Origin of the sequence: Natrinema sp. 1APR25-10V2 (genome assembly GCF_031626495.1) — an archaeon.
GTDB lineage: Archaea > Halobacteriota > Halobacteria > Halobacteriales > Natrialbaceae > Natrinema.
On sequence record NZ_JAMQOJ010000001.1, the window covers coordinates 1,068,575 to 1,086,749 of the forward strand.

The following is an 18,175-nucleotide window of genomic DNA, read 5'->3' on the forward strand; positions in this document are numbered from 1 at the left end:
ATGTCCAGTGACCTGCTCCGCGTCCGGTTTCAGTTACGACTCGACGATCGACTCGCCAGGGTCGTCGACGCGTGCGAGGCGTTCGAGACGATCGAACTGGACAACGCGATCTACGCGGGGAACGGCCAGTGGTTCGAGTACCTCACGCTCGTGGCATCGACGGCGGACGCGTCGCCGGAATCGTCGCTGTCGGCGCTGCAGACGGTCGAAGTGGTGGACAGCCGGACCGCCGGAACCGATCCGCCCATCCACCACGCCGTCCTGTTCGCCGACGAGGGAGACGACTTCGTCCTGTCGACGATCACCCGCGGCCGGGCCGTCCCGCACCGCGTCCTCTTCGACGGCGATCGGCTCCGCGCGGCGGTGACGCTCCGGGACTGGAACCACCTCAAGGAGTTCGCCGACACCCTCGAGACCACCTACGACGGGTTCGAGTTGCTGGGGACGACGCAGGTCGACACCGTCGGGTTTCTCCTCGGCGGCGACAGATTGAAAGAGACGGTGCGGGGGAAGCTGACCCGCGACCAGTTGGCGGCGCTGGAAGCCGCATACCGGATGGGCTACTTCCAAGTGCCACAGGAGGCGACCGGCACGGACGTCGCCGAACGGCTCGAGACCAGCCAATCGGCGGTCAGCGAACGTCTCCGTCGGGCCGAGCAGCGTCTCTTCGAAGTCCTGTTCGGTCCCGTGGAGTGATCCGACTTAAACCGGCGATATATATCTCGCCGCATCGTCCCAACCTAGTTGTGCGATAGCGTGGCACAGGGTCGTGCATGGTGTTGACAACCACAGCGGACTCGCCCGAAGCGGGGCGAGCAACGGAGAGGGAGTGACGATGGCGGCTGAGGAGCAAAACGATCCGGAGTTGCTGTCGCTGGACACGGGCGGGACGATGACCGACACGTTCGTGGTCGACCACGACGGCAACTACACGGTCGGGAAAGCACAGACGACGCCCGAGAACGAATCCGAGGGGGTCATCGACTCGTTCGACGACGCGCTCGGCTACTGGGGCACGTCGATCGAGGACTCGGCCGATACGCTCAGAGGAACCGTCTACTCGGGGACGGCGATGCTCAACCGCTTACTCGAGCGCGAGGGCGAGGGGAACATCGGCGTCATCACGAACAGAGGGTTCGAGGACACCCACCGGTTCGGCCGCGGCATCCAGTCGTGGGTCGACCTGCCGTACTCCGGTCGGCTGCACGCTCGCGAGCACGAGCATCCGGAGCCGATCGTTCCGCGGGAGAACATCCGGGGCGTCCGGAGCCGGATCGGGATGGCGGGCCAGGAACTCGTTCCCCTCTACGAGGAGGAGGCCCGCGAAGCCGTCGGTGAACTGCTCGATCGCGGCGTACGGGTGATCTGCGTCTCGCTCGTCTACTCCTACCAGAATCCGGAGCACGAGCAGCGCATCAAGGAGATCGCCGCCGAGGTGATGGACGACCGCGGCGTCGACGTTCCCGTCTGGCTCTCGAGCGAGCAGAACCCCGTCCGGGGCGAACTGCCGCGGCTGAACAGCCTCATCCTCGAGGCCTACGCCGTCGACCCGTCGCGCGAACAGCTCCACGGCATCGAGGAGGCCCTCGAGGAGCAGGGCAACGACGCGCCGTTCAGAGTACTGTCCTCTTCGGGCGGAACCATCTCGCCGAACCACGACTGGCTCGTCGAGACGATGATCTCCGGCCCGATCGGCGGCATCTTCGGGGCCGAGTTCCTCGCCGACGAACTCGGCATCGACAACCTCGTCTGTTCGGACGTCGGCGGGACGAGCTTCGACGTGGGACTGATCACGGAAGGACACTACCCGACGCGGTGGGACCAGAGCCTCTCGCAGTTCATGGTGAACATCCCGATGACGGCGATGGACACCATCGGCTCGGGGACCGGCTCCTACGTCCGCGTCGACAAGGCGTCGAACCGACTCGAGGTCGGCCCGGACTCGGCTGGCTATCAGGTCGGCGTCTGTAACAGGGATAGCGGCGTCGAGACGCCGACGGTGACCGACTGTACCGCGATGCTGGGGTATCTCAACCCGGACTACTTCCTCGGCGGCGACATCGATCTCGACGTCGACCGAGCGAAGGAGTACATCGAGGAGCAGGTCGCCGGACCGCTCGACCAGGATCCCTACGAGACCGCTCGCGGCGTGCTCGACATCGTCGAGCGCAACATGACGAACGAGCTGAACGCGATGATTCTGGGCCTGGGCTACTCGCCAGAGAACTACCATCTCGTCAGTTACGGCGGCGGCGGACCGCTGCACGCGGCCGGCTACACGCAGGAGCTCGACTTCAAGGACGTGCTCATCCCCGACTGGGCGGCGGCGTTCTCCGCGTTCGGCTGCGCGACGGCCGACTATGCCTACCGGTACGATCACTCGCTGGACCTGATGATCCAGCCGGATCTGAGCAACGCCGACGCCGTCGCGACGGCGCTGACCGACACGCTCCAAGAGTTACGCGACCAGGCCGAGGACGCGTTCGAGCGCGACGGGATCGAGGTCGAGGAGATGCGGTTCGATCCCGCCGTCCGGATGCAGTACACCGGCATGCTCGACGACCTCGAGGTGACGATTCCCCACGAGATCTGGTCGGGCGAACTCTCCGCCGACGACATCGTCGACGTCATCGACGTCTACGAGCGGGAGTTCGAGCGCGTGTTCCAGCGCGCCGCCCAGAGCCCCGAACAGGGGTACACCGTCACGATGGCCGTCGGGACCGGCATCGCGCCGTCGCCGAGCCCGACGCTCCCCGACGAGGAGCCGGTCGGCGAGACGCCGCCCGAGGCGGCCAGCCGCGGCGAGCGCGAGATCTACTGGGACGGTGCCTGGCACGACGCCGACCTCTGGGAGATGTCGGAACTGCAGGCAGGCAACGTCGTCGACGCGCCGGCGGTCATCGAAGCGCCCGCGACGACCACGCTCGTCCCACCGGGATTCGAGGCATCGCTCGACAGAAACCGCATCTTCCACCTACAACAGTCCGATTCATGAGCAAACCAGACAGACAGACCGACGCCGGAACGCAGTACGAGCGGGTCGACCCCCCGATCGGGTGGGACGACCAGACGCTCCACGAGATGCTCGAGGAGAGCGAGCGGCTCCGCGAGGAGACCGGGCGCTATCAGGGCCTCGAGGAGCTCGAACTGAAGGAGGAACAGCCGTTCGAGTACGAGCAGATGTACTCCCGACTCCGCGGCGCGCTGGTGTCCGCGCGGGAGACCGCACTGCACGTCAGCGCGTCGCCGATCGTCCGCGAGATCGGCGAGCTCTGTTTCCAGGTGTACACGCCGGAGGGCGACTGCATCGCCCTCTCGACGGGGATCATCGTCCACGTCCACACCGGCTCGCTGGCGATCAAGTACATGATCGAACAGGACTACGAACACGACCGGACCATCCAGCCCGGCGACATCTTCTGTAACAACGACAACGATCTGGGCAACGTCCACACGACGGACGTCCACACGATCGTGCCGATCTTCCACGAGGGCGAGCTCGTCGCGTGGGTCGACGGCGTCACCCACCAGGTCGACATCGGCGGGATGACCCGCGGCCACGACCAGCTGGCCAGCACGACCCGCTACGAGGACGGCCTCTACGCCACCTGCGAGAAGATCGGCGAGAACGACGAGATCTACCAGGACTGGCGCGACCGCGCCCAGCGGGCCGTCCGGACGCCGATGTACTGGGACCTAGACGAGAAGTGCCGCCTCGCGGGCTGTCACATGGTCCGCGACGCGGTCGAGTCGATGATCGACGACGTCGGCGTGGACACGTTCAAGCAGTTCTCCCGCGAGGCCGTCGAGGAGGGGCGACAGACCCTCCACTCCCGGGTCAAAGAGCGGTTCTTCCCCGGGACGTATCGCGACGCCAGCTTCATGCCCGTCCCCTTCGAGGACGAGGCCTGGAAGCCCTCGGCCAAGCAGGACATGATGAACCACCTCCCCGTCGAGGTCACCGTCGACGAGGAGGGCGGCCTCGAGCTCGACATGGAGGGCGCGAGCCCGCCCGGCCCCCACCCGTACAACTGCGCGGAGGGGGCGATGGAGGGCGGCCTCTGGGTGTCGCTCACCCAGAGCATCCTCCACGACGGGAAGGTCAACGACGGCTCGTACTTCGCCGTCGACACGAACTACCCCGACGGCAGCATCGTCAATCCGGACGATCCGAGCCTCTCGTATCACACGTCCTGGGGTTCGCTGATGCCGGCGTACAACGCGTTCTGGAAGAACGTCTCGCGGGCCTTCTTCGCCCGCGGGTTCCGCGAGGAGGTGGTCTCCGGTTACTCCGAGACCGGCGACCCGGTACAGGGCGGCGGCTGGTACGAGCCGATGGACGACTACTTCCCGGTGTCCCCGTTCGAGCACTCCTGTCAGGGACTCGGCGCCTCCGCCGTTCGCGACGGCCTCGACTACGGCTACGCGATGTGGAACCCCGAGTCCGACATGGGCGACGTCGAGGAGTGGGAGCTCATCGAGTGGGGCCTGCCGTACCTCTCCCGTCAGGTGAAACCCAACACCGCCGGGCACGGCAAGTACCGCGGCGGCACCGGCTGGGAGGGGATCCGAACCGTCTCGAACAGCGAGGACGTCTCCCTGTACAAGCACGTCGTCCCCGGCGTCGGCTTCACGACCTCGGGCATGGCCGGCGGCTATCCGAACGCGCTGAACTACTCGCTTCGCGCCCACGACACCGACCTCGAGGAACGGCTCGAGAACGGGGAGCCGTATCCGGTCGGCGACTCGCCGACGGAGTCGTTCGAGGAGCAGATCGAGGGCGACGTGCGGCGCACCCAGAAGGGGATGTACTTCCCCGAGGAGTTCGAGAACGGCGACCTGCTCCACTACCAGATGGGCGGCGGCACCGGCTACGGCGATCCGTTGGAGCGGCCGATCGACCTCATCGTCGAGGACGTCGAGGAGGGCATCTACACGCCCGATATCGTCGAGCAGGTGTACGGCGTCGTCGGCGACTTCGACGAGGACGACCGCGAGTTCGAACTCGACGAGGAGGCGACCGAGCGGCGCCGCGAGGAACTGCGCGACGAACGCCGGGAAGAGACCCGGTCCTACGACGAGTTCCACGAGGAGGAACGCGAACGAATCGAGGACGGCGACGTCAGCGATCCGGCGAAGTGGATGTACGACGGCGTGCTCGACCAGTCCGAGGAGTGGGCCGCGTTCTTCCGCGAGTTCTGGGACCTGGACGACGGCTTCCGATTCGACCAGACGGAGGAGGCGTGATACGATGTCGACGACAGACCGCAACCAGATAGCAAAGCTCATCGACGGCGACCTGCAGTGGGAAGAGCTGCGAAACGACGTCCTTCCGGACCCGAAGGACGGCCAGCGGTTCGAGGTGACCCGCGAGATCCTCCAGGACCGCGTCGACTGGGACGAGCCGATCCTCGTCCCGCTGAACGACCACCTGTTCGCCGTCGGCACCGACGACGGCCGGATCGTGAAAGGCGAGTGCGGCCACGAGTTCGGCCCGCTCGAGGACAACTGGAAGACCGAGTGTCAGATCCGCGTCCGGGAGAGCGAGGAGGAGATGCGAGACCTCTATCCGAAGTGGATGACGCCGGATCCCGACTGGACGTTCCAGCTCCGGGAGTTCTTCTGCCCCGAGTGTTACGCGCTGCTGGACGTCGACGCCGTTCCGGCCGGCTACCCGGTGTTGAAGCCGTTCGAGCCGGATATCGACGTCTTCTACGAGGAGTGGCTCGGGGAGCCCGCGCCCGACGCGACGGAGGCGAGCCAGTGATCGAGCGATGAGCGAAGCCATCGCGACCTCGGCGGCGACCGAGCCGGGGTCGACCCTGAAGGACGCCTTCGAGACCGGCCTCCGGAAGTACGCCGAGCGGACCGCCGTCGTCGACGGCGACCGGACGCTGACCTACCGGGAACTGGATCGCCGTGCCAACGCCGTCGCGCGGGGGCTCGTCGAGCACGGCGTCGGCGTCGGCGACCGGGTCGCGCTCGTCATGTCCAACCGCCTCGAGTACGTCGTCGCCGATCTCGCGGTGATCAAGGCGGGGGCCGCGAAGCTTCCGCTGAACGACATGCTCACCGCCGAGGAGTTCGAGTACATGCTTCGCGACTCCGGGGCCGGGACGGTCGTCTGCGGGCCGAACTTCGCGGACACGATCGCATCGATCCGGGACGATCTGCCGGACCTCGAGACGGTCGTCGGCATCGAGGACGCCTCGCCCGAGGGGTTCGTCCCGTTCGCCGACCTCGACGGCGACGAGCCCGACCCGCCCGAGCAGTCGCCGACGGTCGACGACGTAGCCGGGCACTACTACACCGGCGGCACCACCGGCAAACCGAAGGGCGTCCTTCACACCCACGACGGGATCACGACCAACGTCTACGCCCACATCGTCGAACTCGGCGTGACGGGCGACGACACGCTCCTGCTGATGACGCCGCTGCCCCACTCGGCCGGGATGTTCCTGTGGAGCGCCCTGCTGACCGGGGCGACCGCGGTCATCAGGCCCGGCTTCGAGCCGGAGGCCGCGCTCGAGTTGATCGAGCGCCACGCGGTGACCTGGACCTTCATGGTTCCGACGATGATCTACCGCGTGCTCGATCACCCCGACCTCGAGTCGGCGGACGCGTCCTCGCTCGAGACCCTCGCCTACGGCGCGGCGCCGATGACCCCGGCACGGCTCCGCGAGGGACTCGAGGCGTTCGGACCGGTGTTCCTGCAGTTCTACGGCCAGACGGAGGTGCCGAACGTGATCACGACGTTCGGCAAGGAGGAACACCGGCGTGCCGTCGAGACCGACCGCGACGAGCGGCTCTCGTCGGCCGGCCAGTCGTGTCTCATGGCCGACGTGCGCATCGTCGACGCCGAGACCGGTGACCCCGACGATCGAGTGGCGACCGGTGAGAGCGGCGAGATCCTCGCGCGGTCGCCGTACGCGATGGCCGAGTACTACGAGCGTCCGGACGCGACCGCCGAGACGATCGTCGACGGCTGGGTCAGGACTGGCGATATCGGCCGCCGCGACGAGGACGGCTACGTCTACCTCCTCGATCGGGCGAGCGACCTCATCATCTCCGGCGGGATGAACGTCTACTCGACGGAGGTCGAGGAGGCGCTCGACGAACACGAGGGCATCGCCGAGGTCGCGGTGATCGGCGTCCCCGACGACGACTGGGGCGAAGCGGTCAAGGCCGTCGTCGTCCCACGCGGCGACGCGTCGCTAACCGAGGACGAACTGCTGTCGTTCGCCGACGAACGGCTGGCAGACTACAAGAAACCCAAGTCCGTCGATTTCCGCGAAGAAATTCCGAAGACGCCGTACGGGAAGATGGACAAGAAGGCGCTGCGCGAACCGTACTGGGAGGACGAAGAGCGGGCCGTCGGCTGATCAGGCTGCCCCGCTCTCGCCACCGCTCGGAAGCACGAGCTCGGACGACTACCGCTGCCAGCCGGGCGACTGTGAGCGGTGCGTCTGCGGCTGGGTTCGGGACCGGCCGCCGCCCTGTGATGGCTGCTGCGAGGGCCCGCGGACCTTTCGCGGCGGCCGACCGAGCATCCGTTCGACCGATTCGATGCGGTCGTGCATACTCTGCCTACGCCCCCGGGTCTCGTCGAGTTCCAGTGACGTGATCACGCGATCACCGTCGATCGCTTCGTGGGCCGCCTGCACGGCGGCCAACACGTCGCCGACGGATTCGCCTTCGATGATCGTGTCCGTCGCGGTCGTCTCGTAGGAGACGGGGAATCGATCGAGTGCGTTCAGCGCGCTGGCGATCGCCTCAGACATACTCCTCTCTCGAATCGGGATGACCTCGAACCGTGCGATGACTGTCATGGTTTCTCTCCGGTACCGCGTTCACGGCTCCGGTCGCCGTGTCGGTACGGTGCGCCCTCCATCGAGCGGCCTCAAAACGCTTTCCCGCCTCGAGGGGACCCTGCCAGTGCCGAGTCGTCCGTTTCCGAACCCGGTCGGTGAAACGACGATGAAAGCACGAGAGATGAACACCTGTATGCGCCCGATCCCGTTAGCAACCGACGGAAGCGAGCACGCGCGTCAGGTGGCCGAAAACGTCATAGAGATCGCGGCGAGCGGGAAACGATGCTGGCCGATCTCCACCTCGCGGTGACAGTTGCCACGCCCCTTTTACCATAGCCGTCGTACCGGCTCCCGGAACCGACAATGCAACTCGAAGGGAAAACCGCGATAGTTACCGGCGGGTCATCGGGTATCGGCAAGGCGATCACCACCGCATACGTCGACGAAGGGGCAAACGTGGTCATCGCGGATCAGGCCGAATCCGAGGGAGAGGCGGTCGCGGACGAGCTCGGCTGCGAGTTCGTTCAGACCGACGTCAGCGAGTACGATCAGGTCGAGGCGCTGGTCGAAGCGACCGTCGACGAGTTCGGAACACTCGACGTGATGGTCAACAACGCCGGTATCGCGAGCGAGACGTCCGTCGAGGAGATGAGTCTCGAGGAGTGGGAGCGCGTCGTCGCCGTCGACCTCGACGGCGTCATGCACGGGACGAAAGCGGCGCTGCCGCATCTCAAGGAGACCGACGGCTGTATCATCAACACCGCCTCGATCTACGGACTGGTCGGCGGCAGAGGGGCTGCCTCGTACTCCGCGGCCAAGGGCGGCGTCGTGAACTTCACCCAGCAGGTCGCCGTCGACTACGCCGAGGAGGGCGTCCGCGTCAACAGCATCTGTCCCGGCTTCGTCGAGACGCCGATGACGAGCGACCTGCTCGAGTCCGAGCGCTTCTACAGCTACGTCCTCGAGGAGACGCCGATGAACAGGCCCGCGCAACCGGAGGAGATCGCGCCGCTGACGGTGTTCCTGGCCTCCGACGGGGCCTCGTATCTCACCGGGGCGAACATCCCGGTCGACGGCGGCTGGACGGCCCACTGAAGGGCGTGCGTCTCGCGATCCGGAGCGTCAGGCGTTATCCTCCGACCGAGAGAGTGAATATCGCGGTGGAACGCGCCGAACGTCGCTGCTGTTCGTCGCCCGTTTCGAGGGCGGGTGGAAGCCCCTGATGTTTGATTCCCGTCTGCTCGTCGACGCTGAACTCGTAAACGGTGACCTCGCCCGAGAGAGTCGCTGTGTCGAACAGTCCGGGCCGCCACGTCTCGCCGTCGTAGCCGAAGGTCAGCGGAAGCAGATACGGGGCGTCTTCTTGGGGGAGACCGAGGACGCCGGTCTTCTGGCTCGACAGGAAGTTTCGAATCTCGGTGTCGCTCATCTTCTCCAGCCCGTACTCTTGCAGTTCTTCGACTGACATGTTGCTCTCCGAGGAGCGGAAAAAAGCCATCCCGGCGTGCGCGCGCCGTGAGAAGGAAACGAGCGAGTCGACGGCAGACCGCCGTGGGCGCTCGGCACCGTTACGTCTGCTTGCAGCGGGTCGACGGCACCGGACGGTTCGATTTCACTGACTCGACGCCAGCAGTCGCCTCGCGGTATCGGAAGTAGGGGAAGAATCACTTACTATGGTGTGGTACGTTAGCTATGGACGAACCATACGACTTCGACGACATTCTCGTTCCGACCGACGGTAGCAAAGCCGCCCGCAACGGGGCCAAACAGGCGATCAAGTTCGCGCAGCGAAACGACGCGACCCTGCACGTCCTGTACGCGATGGACATGGGAGACGCCGACTACGTCGCAGTCCCGAGCGACATCGCACAGACCCGGAACCGCCTCGAGAAGAAGGGCGAATCGTTCGTCTCGGAGATCGAAGACCTCGCCGACGACGCCGGGGTCGACTGCGTTACGATGGTCAGGGCGAACACGCCCGTCGAGGCAATCCTCGAGTACGTCGACGACCACGACATCGATCTCGTCGTGATGGGCAAACGCGGGCGCTCGGACCCCGATAAACCGCTCATCGGCTCGATCACGAACCGGGTGGTGGGCTCGCTCGATATCCCCGTGTTCACCGCCTGAACGCCCCCTAGAATAAGGCCGATACGGAGCGAACTATCGGTCGAGAACACCATGTACGAACGAATCCTCCTTCCCGTCGACGGAAGCGATGTCGCCGACGCCGCGGCAGAGGCAGCCGTCGCGATCGCCCGTCGGTTCGACGCCGAACTGCACGTGGTCCACGTCCTCGAGTTCGGCGAGCGCCTGCCCGAGTCCGAGAACGACGCGGCAGACGAGTTCGCCCGTCTCGGCGAGGAAGCGGTCACGAGAGGCACCGAGCTGGCGGCCGACGCCGGCGTCGACGCGACGGGAACGATTCTCGAGGGCGGCCGGCCGGTCTATCGCGCGGTCCTCGAATACGCGGACGACCACGACGTGGACTGTCTCGTGATGGGGACCTACGGCCGCACCGGACTCGACCGGTTCGTCCTGGGGAGCGTCGCGGAGCGGCTCCTTCGCGAATCGCCCGTACCGGTCGTGACCGTCCACGAGGAGACTGTCGTCGACTCGACCATCGACTCGGTGCTGGTACCGACCGATGGCAGCGACTGCGCCGCGGCGGCCGTCGATCACGCCATCGAACTGGCGACGGCGACCGACGCAGCGCTCCACGCCGTCAACGTCGTCGATCTCGGCGTCTTCTGGGACGAGAGCGCGGCCGTCGCTCTCGACGCGCTCGAGGACGCGGGCGAGCGCGTCACCGAACGGGTCGTCGAACGCGCCGGCGACGCCGGCGTCGCGACCGCCGACGCGGCGGTCCTGACCGGGACGCCCCACCGCGAGATCCTCACCTACGCCGACGAGCACGACGTGGACTGCATCGTCATGGGCACCCACGGGCGGTCCGGGTTGGACCGGGTCCTCCTGGGCAGCGTCACCGAGCGGGTGGTCCGCCACACCGACGTTCCGGTGGTCTCGGTTAAAGACCAGTCGTAGGTGTAGTCGCTGGCGGACCCGCACGGAGACGGGATCGGTCCGGACTCGACGCGAACGCCTCGGTAGCCCGCCGAAGCGGTCCTCGAGTGATCCCCGTCGGTAGAGGCGGTGCTGATGAGAGCCACCGATGGCCGCCCGTTCGTATCGTCCACACCGAACCGAGCAGCTAGCGGGATAGCTGTAAGTGAGCGACGGTCGAACGTAGGGTATGTTCGATCGACTCCTCGTTCCGACCGACGGGAGCGGTCCCGCCACCGCTGCGATCGAGCTCGCGGCCAAAGTCGCGTCGCCGTCGGCGACCGTCCATCTGCTGTACGTCGCCGAGACGGAGCGCGACACGGACGGAACCGACGACGTGCCCGCTGGTGCGTCCGAACGCGGCGAGGAGATACTCGAGACTGCTGACGAACTGGTGAACGCTGCCGGCGCATCCGTCGTCTCCGAGATTCGACACGGAGTGCCTCGCGAGCAGATCCTCGAGTACGCCGCGGCCCACGATATCGAGGCGATTGCCATGGGGTCGCACGGACGGCGGCGGACCGGACGGCTAGCACTGGGACGCGAAACGCGGAACGTCGTCCGCGATGCGCCGATACCCGTGTTCGTCGTTCGGGCGAGCGACGACGTCAGGCGGGTCTTCCCGTTCGAACGCGTTCTCGTACCGACGGACGGAAGCGCCCACGCGAACGCCGCGTTGGAGCGTGGCGTCGAGACGGCGGCGGAGACGGGGGCGACGCTCCACCTCCTCACGGTGGTCAGCGCGACGCGCTACGGGGCCGACGACGAAACCGACCGGCTGATCGGCCGCCTCGAGGAAAACGCGCGGGCGGCCCTCGAAGCGCCGGCCGAGAAGGCGGCCGAAGCGGGACTCGAGGTGCGAACTGCGGTCTCCGTCGGAACGGTCCACAGGGAGATCGCTGCGTACGCCGAGTCGGAAGACGCGGACCTGCTCGTCATGGGGACCCACGGGCGAAGCGACGCGGGCTCCGAGCGAGAACTGCTCGGCAGCGTCACGGAGCGCGTCCTCCAGACCGCGCCGAGCCCGGTGCTGACCGTCCGGGCGTCCGAGACGACCGACGGTACCGTCGAGTGACGCTCACTCGTTCGCTTCGGATTCCTGCCACCCGCCGGCGTCGACGACCTCGAATAGCTTGCCCCAGTTCTCGTCGTCCTGACTCTCCGGGAGCTGGTCGCGGAGTTGCTGAAAATCGGACGCAGGTACCTGACTGTGCACGAGGTCGATGACGACCCGTGCGTGATAGGCCGCCGTCGACGGATCGACCCGTTCGATCTCGCTGACTCGAGAGACGAACTCGTGCCAGTCGAATCGCTGGCCGTGGTCGTGGACGGCGCCGGTCACGTACCACCGGATCTCCATCGGCAGCGATCCGGCGAGATCCTCGGCCGCACCGGCCGGAATTCGCTGTCCGAGCGTCACGAGCGTGGCCCGGATGGCTCGAACCGTGTCCCCGGAACCCGGTAGCTCGAGTCGGTGCTGGACTTGGCCGATGAATTCGTCGAAGTTCATGCGCTCTCCGGACGACGATGACTGACGTAAAGCCCTATTCCGAGAGCGGAAACTGTACAGTGTCGCTGCATGACTGTCGTCCTGTCGCGTCGAGGGAAACGCAGCGTTCGTTATTTCCGGTGCCGAACGCCCGGAATACGTAGAGATGATATTTAACTGACGGCGGCGATGTACGGCATACCATCGCAATAATCGCGGGGTCGAACACGGGAAGCGGGCGACAGAATGGCAGACGATTCGATACGGTACGGGTCCCGTTCTGATATGGAATCGGCGAGGGGACAGTAGCAGACACCGAAACGCATGGTCGACCTCGAGACGGCCGTAGTGCAGCGGTTTCGATCTCGACTCCCCGTGATCGATCTCGTCACGGAGTATCGAAGGGAGTACGTGACTGACGACCTTCTCGCCGGCGTCACGCTATGGGCCGTGCTCGTTCCACAGGCGCTCGCTTACGCGTCGCTAGCCGGCGTCCCGCCGGTCGTGGGTCTGTACACTGCGCTCGGATCGATGGCTATGTACGTCGTGTTCGGAACCTCGCGACAGCTGAACGTGGGTCCCGAAGGGACGGTCGCCATCCTGGTGGCGACTATCGCATCGCCGCTCGCGGGCGGCGACGTCGGCCAGTATCTGGCCTTCACGTCAGCGTTGGCCGTCTTCGTGGGGTTCTTCTCGATACTGGGCGGCCTCCTGAAGCTCGGGTGGATCACTCGGTTTCTGTCTCGTCCGGTCCTCATCGGCTATATCCTCGGCTCCGCGGTTATCATCGCGACCAGCCAGCTCGGCAGTCTCCTGGGGATCGACGCGCCTTCCCTCGTCGCTACCCTTCGGGCTCTCGACGAACTCAACCCGTGGACGCTCACCGTCGGGACGCTCACCGTTCTGGTCGTCCTCGTCGCTCGACGCTTCGGACCCCGCGTCCCCGCGTATCTGATCGGGATGACGGTAGCGACCGTCGTGGTGACGGTCGGCGACCTCACGACGCGAGGGGTCGCCATCGTCGGCGACATTCGACCCGGTCTCCCAGCCATCGGTTTCCCCGATCTCGCCGTGGCCGACTTCTCATCGCTGCTCGGGCCGGCGCTCGCAGTCGCACTGCTGATGTACGTCGACAGCCTGCTCACCGAGCGATCGCTGGCGAAGCGAAACGATTACGAAGTCGACGCCAATCAAGAGTTCTTCGGCCTCGGAGCGGCCAACGTGGGCTCCGGCCTGCTGGGCGGATTCCCCGTTAACGGGAGCCAGTCTCGGAGCACCGTCAACGACGCGGCGCGTGCCAAGACGCAGGTCGCCAACCTCGTGGCGTTGCTTCTCGTCGTTTTGACGCTCCTCTTTCTGACGCCGCTGTTCAGGGATCTGCCGCGAGCGGCCCTGGCCGGAGTGCTTCTGGTAGCGGCGACGGAACTGGTCGACGTCGCGGCGCTGCGTCGTGTCTGGGTCATCAACAAGTTCGACTTCCGGCTGGCGCTGTTCACCGCCGTGTTGGTCGTCGTCGTCGGCGTGCTCGCCGGAATTCTGGCGGCCGTCGTTCTCTCCCTCTTCGACGCCGCGGTCAAGCCGTACCAGCCCCACACTGCGGAGCTGGCCCGCGTTCCGGGAACGGATCGGTTCCGCGACGTCGACTCGGTCCCCGACGTCGAGCCGATCCCGGGACTGATCATCTATCGGTTCGACGCCCGGCTCTACTTCGCCAACGCCGAGGTCTTCGCCGACGAGGTGATCGAACTGGTCGAATCGGCCGATCCGCCGGCTCGAGAAGTCATGCTGAGCGCCGGAGCGATCATCGACATCGACTCGACGGCACACGAGACGTTACACGAACTGATCGAAGACCTCCACGAACGCGGAATCCGCTTTACCGTGGCCCGGGCCAAACCGACGTTCCTGGAGACGCTGGATCGCAGCGGTCTACTGGAGGAGATCGACGCCTGTTACCTCGAAGTGGACACCGGAGTGTCCGCTTTCCAACGGCGCAACGAGCGCGACGGTTCTCCGGACCGTGAGGGGTAATCCGTCACTCCCGTTCGATCGTGGGAACGGCAGTGCACCTCGCTTCGGAATCTCGAGTGAATTCGAGTCGATCCCGCTCTCGGGCCCGTCCGGATCTATCGATCGCCCGAGGCGGGGAGCGTAAACGAGAACGTCGCCCCCTCGCCGGGCTCGGACTCGAGCCAGATCTCGCCGCCGTGGCGCTCGACGATGCGCTCACAGAGCGCGAGGCCGATGCCGGTCCCGTCGTACTCCTCGCGGCTGTGGAGTCGGTCGAAGACCGTGAACACTCGCTCCTGGTCGTCGGGATCGATACCGATACCGTCGTCTTCGACCGAGATCACCCACTCGCCGTCTCGGCGATCGGCGCTGACGCGGATCGACGGCGGCGAATCGCCACTGTAGGTGACGGCGTTGTCGAGCAGGTTCTGGAACAGCTGTCGGAGCTGGCTGGCGTCGCCCTCGAGGTGGGGGAGTTCCTCGACCGTCACTTCGGCACCGCTCTCCGCGATCCGGACCTGGAGATCCGCGAGCACGTCCTCGAGAATCCCGTTCAGGTCGATCGGCTCGAACGGATCGCCCCGGGTTTCGATCCGCGAGTACTCGAGGAGCGCGTCGATCATCTCACGCATGCGCTCGGCCCCGTCGACGGCGTACTCGAGGAACTCCTCGCCGTCCTCGTCGAAGGCGTCGCCGTACCGGTTCTCGAGCAATTGGAGATAGCTCGTGATCATCCGCAGGGGCTCCTGTAAGTCGTGAGAGGCCGCGTAGGCGAACTGTTCGAGTCGTTCGTTGGACTCTTCGAGTTTGCGTCGGTACTCGCGGCGTTCGGTGATATCCGTCAGGGTGACGACGGCGCGGCTCACGTCGCCGTACTCGTCTCTGATCGGCATGCCGTACTCCATGATGATGCGCTGTTTGCCGTCGAATGCGGTGATCTCGTAGACGTTCGGCTCAGTGACCTCGGCTCCGTCGAGGACCTGAGCCATCGTCCAGTCGTCCGGGGCAACCGGTTCGCCCGTCTCCGCCCACACCGCGGGGTACTTGTCGTACTCCGCGACCGAGTCGGCGTCGAACACGTCGCCGCCCCAGATCTCCCTGGCTGCATCGTTGGCCCTGATCAGCGACCCGTCTGCGTCAGCGACGACGACGCCGACTGGAAGGATCTCGAACAGCGTCTCGAGTTGCTCCTGGTTGCGCCGGCGCTCGAGTTCGGCACGCTTGCGCTCGGTGATATCGGTCAGTGCACCGGGGAAGGTGATCGGTTTGCCGTCGTCGTTGCACTCGACGCGGCCGCGGGCGACGACCCAGCGGAGTTCGCCGTCAGCGTTCCAGACGCGGTACTCCGCCTCGTACTCGCCGCAGGCCTCGACGGCGTCCTCGATCTCGCTGACCACACGTTCGCGGTCGTCCTCGTGGATGGCGTCGATGAATCGGTCGAGCGAGACGCCCCGCTGGGCCACGTCCGGGTCGATGTCGAACGTCTGGGCGAACGACGGACCGACGAACATCTCGTCGTTCTGGACGTCTAACTCCCACGTCCCGACCGCGCCGGCCTCCGTCGCCGCCTCGAGCTGTGACTTGGCGTCGCGGAGGTACCGCTCGCGTTCCTTCTGCTCGGTGACGTCCTGAATCATCGCCATCCCGGCGAACACCGTGCCCTCCTCGTCGGTGATCGGCACGGCGCGTGTGATCCACTCCCGACCGTCGTACGAGAGTTCGACCGTTCGTTCCGCACCGGCGAGCGCGTCGCGATACACCGGCTCGAGCGCGTCCGCGATGTCGTCGCCCCACACGTCTCTGACGTGGCGTCCCTCGGCCTCGTCCGGATCGACGGCGACGTTCTCGAACCCCTGCCCGGCCAGGAGCGTGTACTCGAGACCGTCGTCGAACAGCGTGACGGCACCGTTGGGGAAGTACTCGGCGAGCGTCCGGTAGCGCTGCTCGGACTTCTCGAGGTCCCGCTGCGCTTCGACCCGCTCGGTGATGTCCTGAGACATACCCATGGCGGCGAACACCTCGCCGTCGTCGTCCCGAACCGGTATGAAGTGGAACTGGTAAACGCCGTCGCCGACCGTGCTCTCGAATGTAGACAGCTCGCCGTCGAGGGCGGCCTCGTACCCGGGGACGACGACGTCTGCCAGCTCCGGCGGCAGCGCGTCTCGAAGCGGCTCCCCCTCGAGGTCCGCGCTCGTGACGCCCGTATCGCCCTCGGGCGTGCCGCCGAAGGTGACGTACCGGAAGTCTCGGTCGACCAGGGCGACGGCGCCGTTCGGGAAGTGCTCGACCAGCGTGCGATAGCGCTGTTCGGACTCCTCGAGCGCTCGCTCTCGCTCGACCCGATCGTAGGCCGCCTCCGCGTTCGACGCCAACAGTTCGACGAGCTGTTGCGTCTGCTCGTCGAACGCGCCGACCGCCCGCGAGCCGACGATGAGCACGCCGTGGTCGCGCATCGGGACGAAGACCCCGGCGTTCATATCCGTCTCGTCGGGCTGGAGGTATGGCGAGTCGGCGACATCGTCGAATCGGCACGTCTCCCCACTCGCGTAGACGTGACCGGTGATGCTCGAGTCGTCCGGCGGGACCGCCGGGAGCGTCTCGCGCATGAAGTCGTTCTCGATGGACTGAGCGGCTGGATACAGGTGGTGCTCGTCCTCGTCGTATAGATACGTCACGACGCCCGAGAGGTCGAGGACGTCGGTGGCGGTCTCGACGACGACCTCGCTGACCTCGTCTCTCGTCTCGGCGTCGAGTAACCCTCGAGCGGAGTCGTAGAGTGTCGTGAGCGTCTTCCCGAACTGCTTGCGGTCGGTGACGTCGCGGAAGTAGACGGACAGACCCGTTTCGGACGGGTAGGCGCGCACCTCGAACCACGTGTCGAGCGGCTCGGGGTAGTACTCCTCGAACGAGACGGTCTCCTGTTCGGTCATCGCTCGCTCGTACTTCGGTTCGAACGCTCGTCCGATCGTTTCGGGGAACTCGTCCCAGATCCGTTTTCCCACCAGCGTCCGGCCCTCTGGGTTGATGAGTTCGTGTGCGCGCTCGTTGAGGTACGTGAACCGCCACTGCTCGTCGAGCGCAAAGAAGGCGTCCGAGATGCGGCCGTACACTTCCTCGAGGTCGCCGGGCGTCCGCTCGCGGCCGATGGCCGACTCGAGGACGTCCGCGACGCTGCGAACGAACTCCACCTCGGCGTCGGTAAACGACCGCCGCGCGGTCGCGTACGTCCCCAGCACGCCCCACGGGTCGTCGCTCGAGCCGAGACGGACGGCGATCCCGCTGTCGATGCCGCGGTCGGAAAACAGCTCGGAGGGGGTAAACCGCTCGTCGGTACGGAAATCGTCGATGACGACTCGATCCTCGGCATCGAACACGTGCCGCACGTGCGAGTCTCCGCTCAGAGGAGTCCGCCCGCTGTCGACGCGCTCCGTCGGCCAGCCGGTCCCCTGACGCAGTACGAACACGTCCTGGTTTGGCACCTGCTCGAGGACGGCACAGCAGTCGGTGTCGAGTGTTTCGGCGACGGCGACCGCCGCATCGCGGAACAGACTATCGAGATCGTCGCTTTCTATCGCCCGTTTGCTGAGGTCGGTGACGACTTCCTGCCGACGGACGCGGGCTCGAAGATCGGCATTGGAAGGCGAAGAAGCGCCCATTCACCTGTTTGGTGGGAGACGGAGGTGTAAAACGCCTGTGCTGTCTGTGGGCTCGAGGTCGTCCCCGCTGCAGTCCCAGCGTTCGCGTCCGCAGTTGCGGGCGATCACAGCGGATCGTCCACCGAAAACAGTCTGGGATAATGATA

Annotated in this window: 15 protein-coding genes; 11 read left to right on the forward strand and 4 right to left on the reverse strand. The window is 66.1% G+C overall.

From position 1 onward, the window contains the following. The 5 genes from NDO75_RS05490 to NDO75_RS05510 all read left to right on the forward strand — a co-directional run bounded on the left by NDO75_RS05490 (window position 1) and on the right by NDO75_RS05510 (window position 7,382). Window positions 1–696, forward strand: a complete 696-nt coding sequence (locus NDO75_RS05490) for a helix-turn-helix domain-containing protein (protein ID WP_310905086.1) — start codon at window positions 1–3, stop codon at window positions 694–696. Window positions 697–835: 139 nt separating this feature from the next. After that, entirely contained in the window at window positions 836–2,995 is a 2,160-nt protein-coding gene (locus NDO75_RS05495; RefSeq protein WP_310905088.1) for a hydantoinase/oxoprolinase family protein, read from the forward strand. Further along, on the forward strand, window positions 2,992–5,247 hold the full coding sequence (locus NDO75_RS05500) for a hydantoinase B/oxoprolinase family protein (RefSeq protein WP_310905089.1): 2,256 nt from the start codon (window positions 2,992–2,994) through the stop codon (window positions 5,245–5,247). Before NDO75_RS05495 ends, NDO75_RS05500 begins: the two co-directional genes overlap by 4 nt. Window positions 5,248–5,251: 4 nt before the next feature. Next, complete coding sequence (locus NDO75_RS05505) at window positions 5,252–5,767, forward strand: acetone carboxylase subunit gamma (protein ID WP_310905090.1); 516 nt, start codon at window positions 5,252–5,254, stop codon at window positions 5,765–5,767. A 7-nt stretch (window positions 5,768–5,774) separates the two neighbouring features. Next, on the forward strand, window positions 5,775–7,382 hold the full coding sequence (locus tag NDO75_RS05510) for a long-chain-fatty-acid--CoA ligase (protein WP_310905091.1): 1,608 nt from the start codon (window positions 5,775–5,777) through the stop codon (window positions 7,380–7,382). A gap of 48 nt (window positions 7,383–7,430) precedes the next feature. On the opposite strand, the gene NDO75_RS05515 is transcribed toward NDO75_RS05510, so the two are convergent. After that, complete coding sequence (locus NDO75_RS05515) at window positions 7,431–7,829, reverse strand: thiamine-binding protein (protein ID WP_310905092.1); 399 nt, start codon at window positions 7,827–7,829, stop codon at window positions 7,431–7,433. 148 nt (window positions 7,830–7,977) lie between these two features. Between NDO75_RS05515 and NDO75_RS05520 the strand changes: the two genes are divergently transcribed. Both NDO75_RS05520 and NDO75_RS05525 read left to right on the forward strand, forming a co-directional pair. Further along, a complete protein-coding gene (locus NDO75_RS05520) occupies window positions 7,978–8,121 on the forward strand; it encodes a hypothetical protein (RefSeq protein ID WP_310905093.1) in 144 nt (47 codons plus the stop codon). Window positions 8,122–8,174: 53 nt separating this feature from the next. Next, entirely contained in the window at window positions 8,175–8,906 is a 732-nt protein-coding gene (locus NDO75_RS05525) for an SDR family NAD(P)-dependent oxidoreductase (RefSeq protein ID WP_310905094.1), read from the forward strand. 34 nt (window positions 8,907–8,940) lie between these two features. On the opposite strand, the gene NDO75_RS05530 is transcribed toward NDO75_RS05525, so the two are convergent. Further along, a complete protein-coding gene (locus NDO75_RS05530; RefSeq protein ID WP_310905096.1) occupies window positions 8,941–9,279 on the reverse strand; it encodes a hypothetical protein in 339 nt (112 codons plus the stop codon). Window positions 9,280–9,503: 224 nt separating this feature from the next. On the opposite strand from NDO75_RS05530, the gene NDO75_RS05535 reads away from it, so the two are divergent. The 3 genes from NDO75_RS05535 (at window position 9,504) to NDO75_RS05545 (ending at window position 11,949) form a co-directional block, all read left to right on the forward strand. Next, window positions 9,504–9,941 carry a universal stress protein gene (locus tag NDO75_RS05535; protein WP_310905097.1) on the forward strand — a complete coding sequence of 146 codons (438 nt, stop codon included), beginning with the start codon at window positions 9,504–9,506 and terminating at the stop codon, window positions 9,939–9,941. A gap of 51 nt (window positions 9,942–9,992) precedes the next feature. Beyond that, the gene (locus NDO75_RS05540; protein WP_310905099.1) at window positions 9,993–10,856 is read left to right on the forward strand and encodes a universal stress protein; all 864 of its coding nucleotides are present in this window, start codon (window positions 9,993–9,995) and stop codon (window positions 10,854–10,856) included. Between the two features lie 208 nt (window positions 10,857–11,064). Next, window positions 11,065–11,949, forward strand: coding sequence for a universal stress protein (locus NDO75_RS05545; RefSeq protein WP_310905100.1), 885 nt, complete (start codon window positions 11,065–11,067; stop codon window positions 11,947–11,949). Window positions 11,950–11,952: 3 nt separating this feature from the next. On the opposite strand, the gene NDO75_RS05550 is transcribed toward NDO75_RS05545, so the two are convergent. Continuing rightward, on the reverse strand, window positions 11,953–12,384 hold the full coding sequence (locus NDO75_RS05550) for a DUF2267 domain-containing protein (RefSeq protein WP_310905101.1): 432 nt from the start codon (window positions 12,382–12,384) through the stop codon (window positions 11,953–11,955). Between the two features lie 303 nt (window positions 12,385–12,687). On the opposite strand from NDO75_RS05550, the gene sulP reads away from it, so the two are divergent. Beyond that, the gene (sulP, locus tag NDO75_RS05555; protein WP_310905102.1) at window positions 12,688–14,394 is read left to right on the forward strand and encodes a sulfate permease; all 1,707 of its coding nucleotides are present in this window, start codon (window positions 12,688–12,690) and stop codon (window positions 14,392–14,394) included. A gap of 95 nt (window positions 14,395–14,489) precedes the next feature. On the opposite strand, the gene NDO75_RS05560 is transcribed toward sulP, so the two are convergent. Further along, entirely contained in the window at window positions 14,490–18,029 is a 3,540-nt protein-coding gene (locus NDO75_RS05560) for a PAS domain-containing protein (RefSeq protein WP_310905103.1), read from the reverse strand. Window positions 18,030–18,175 lie beyond the last annotated feature (146 nt).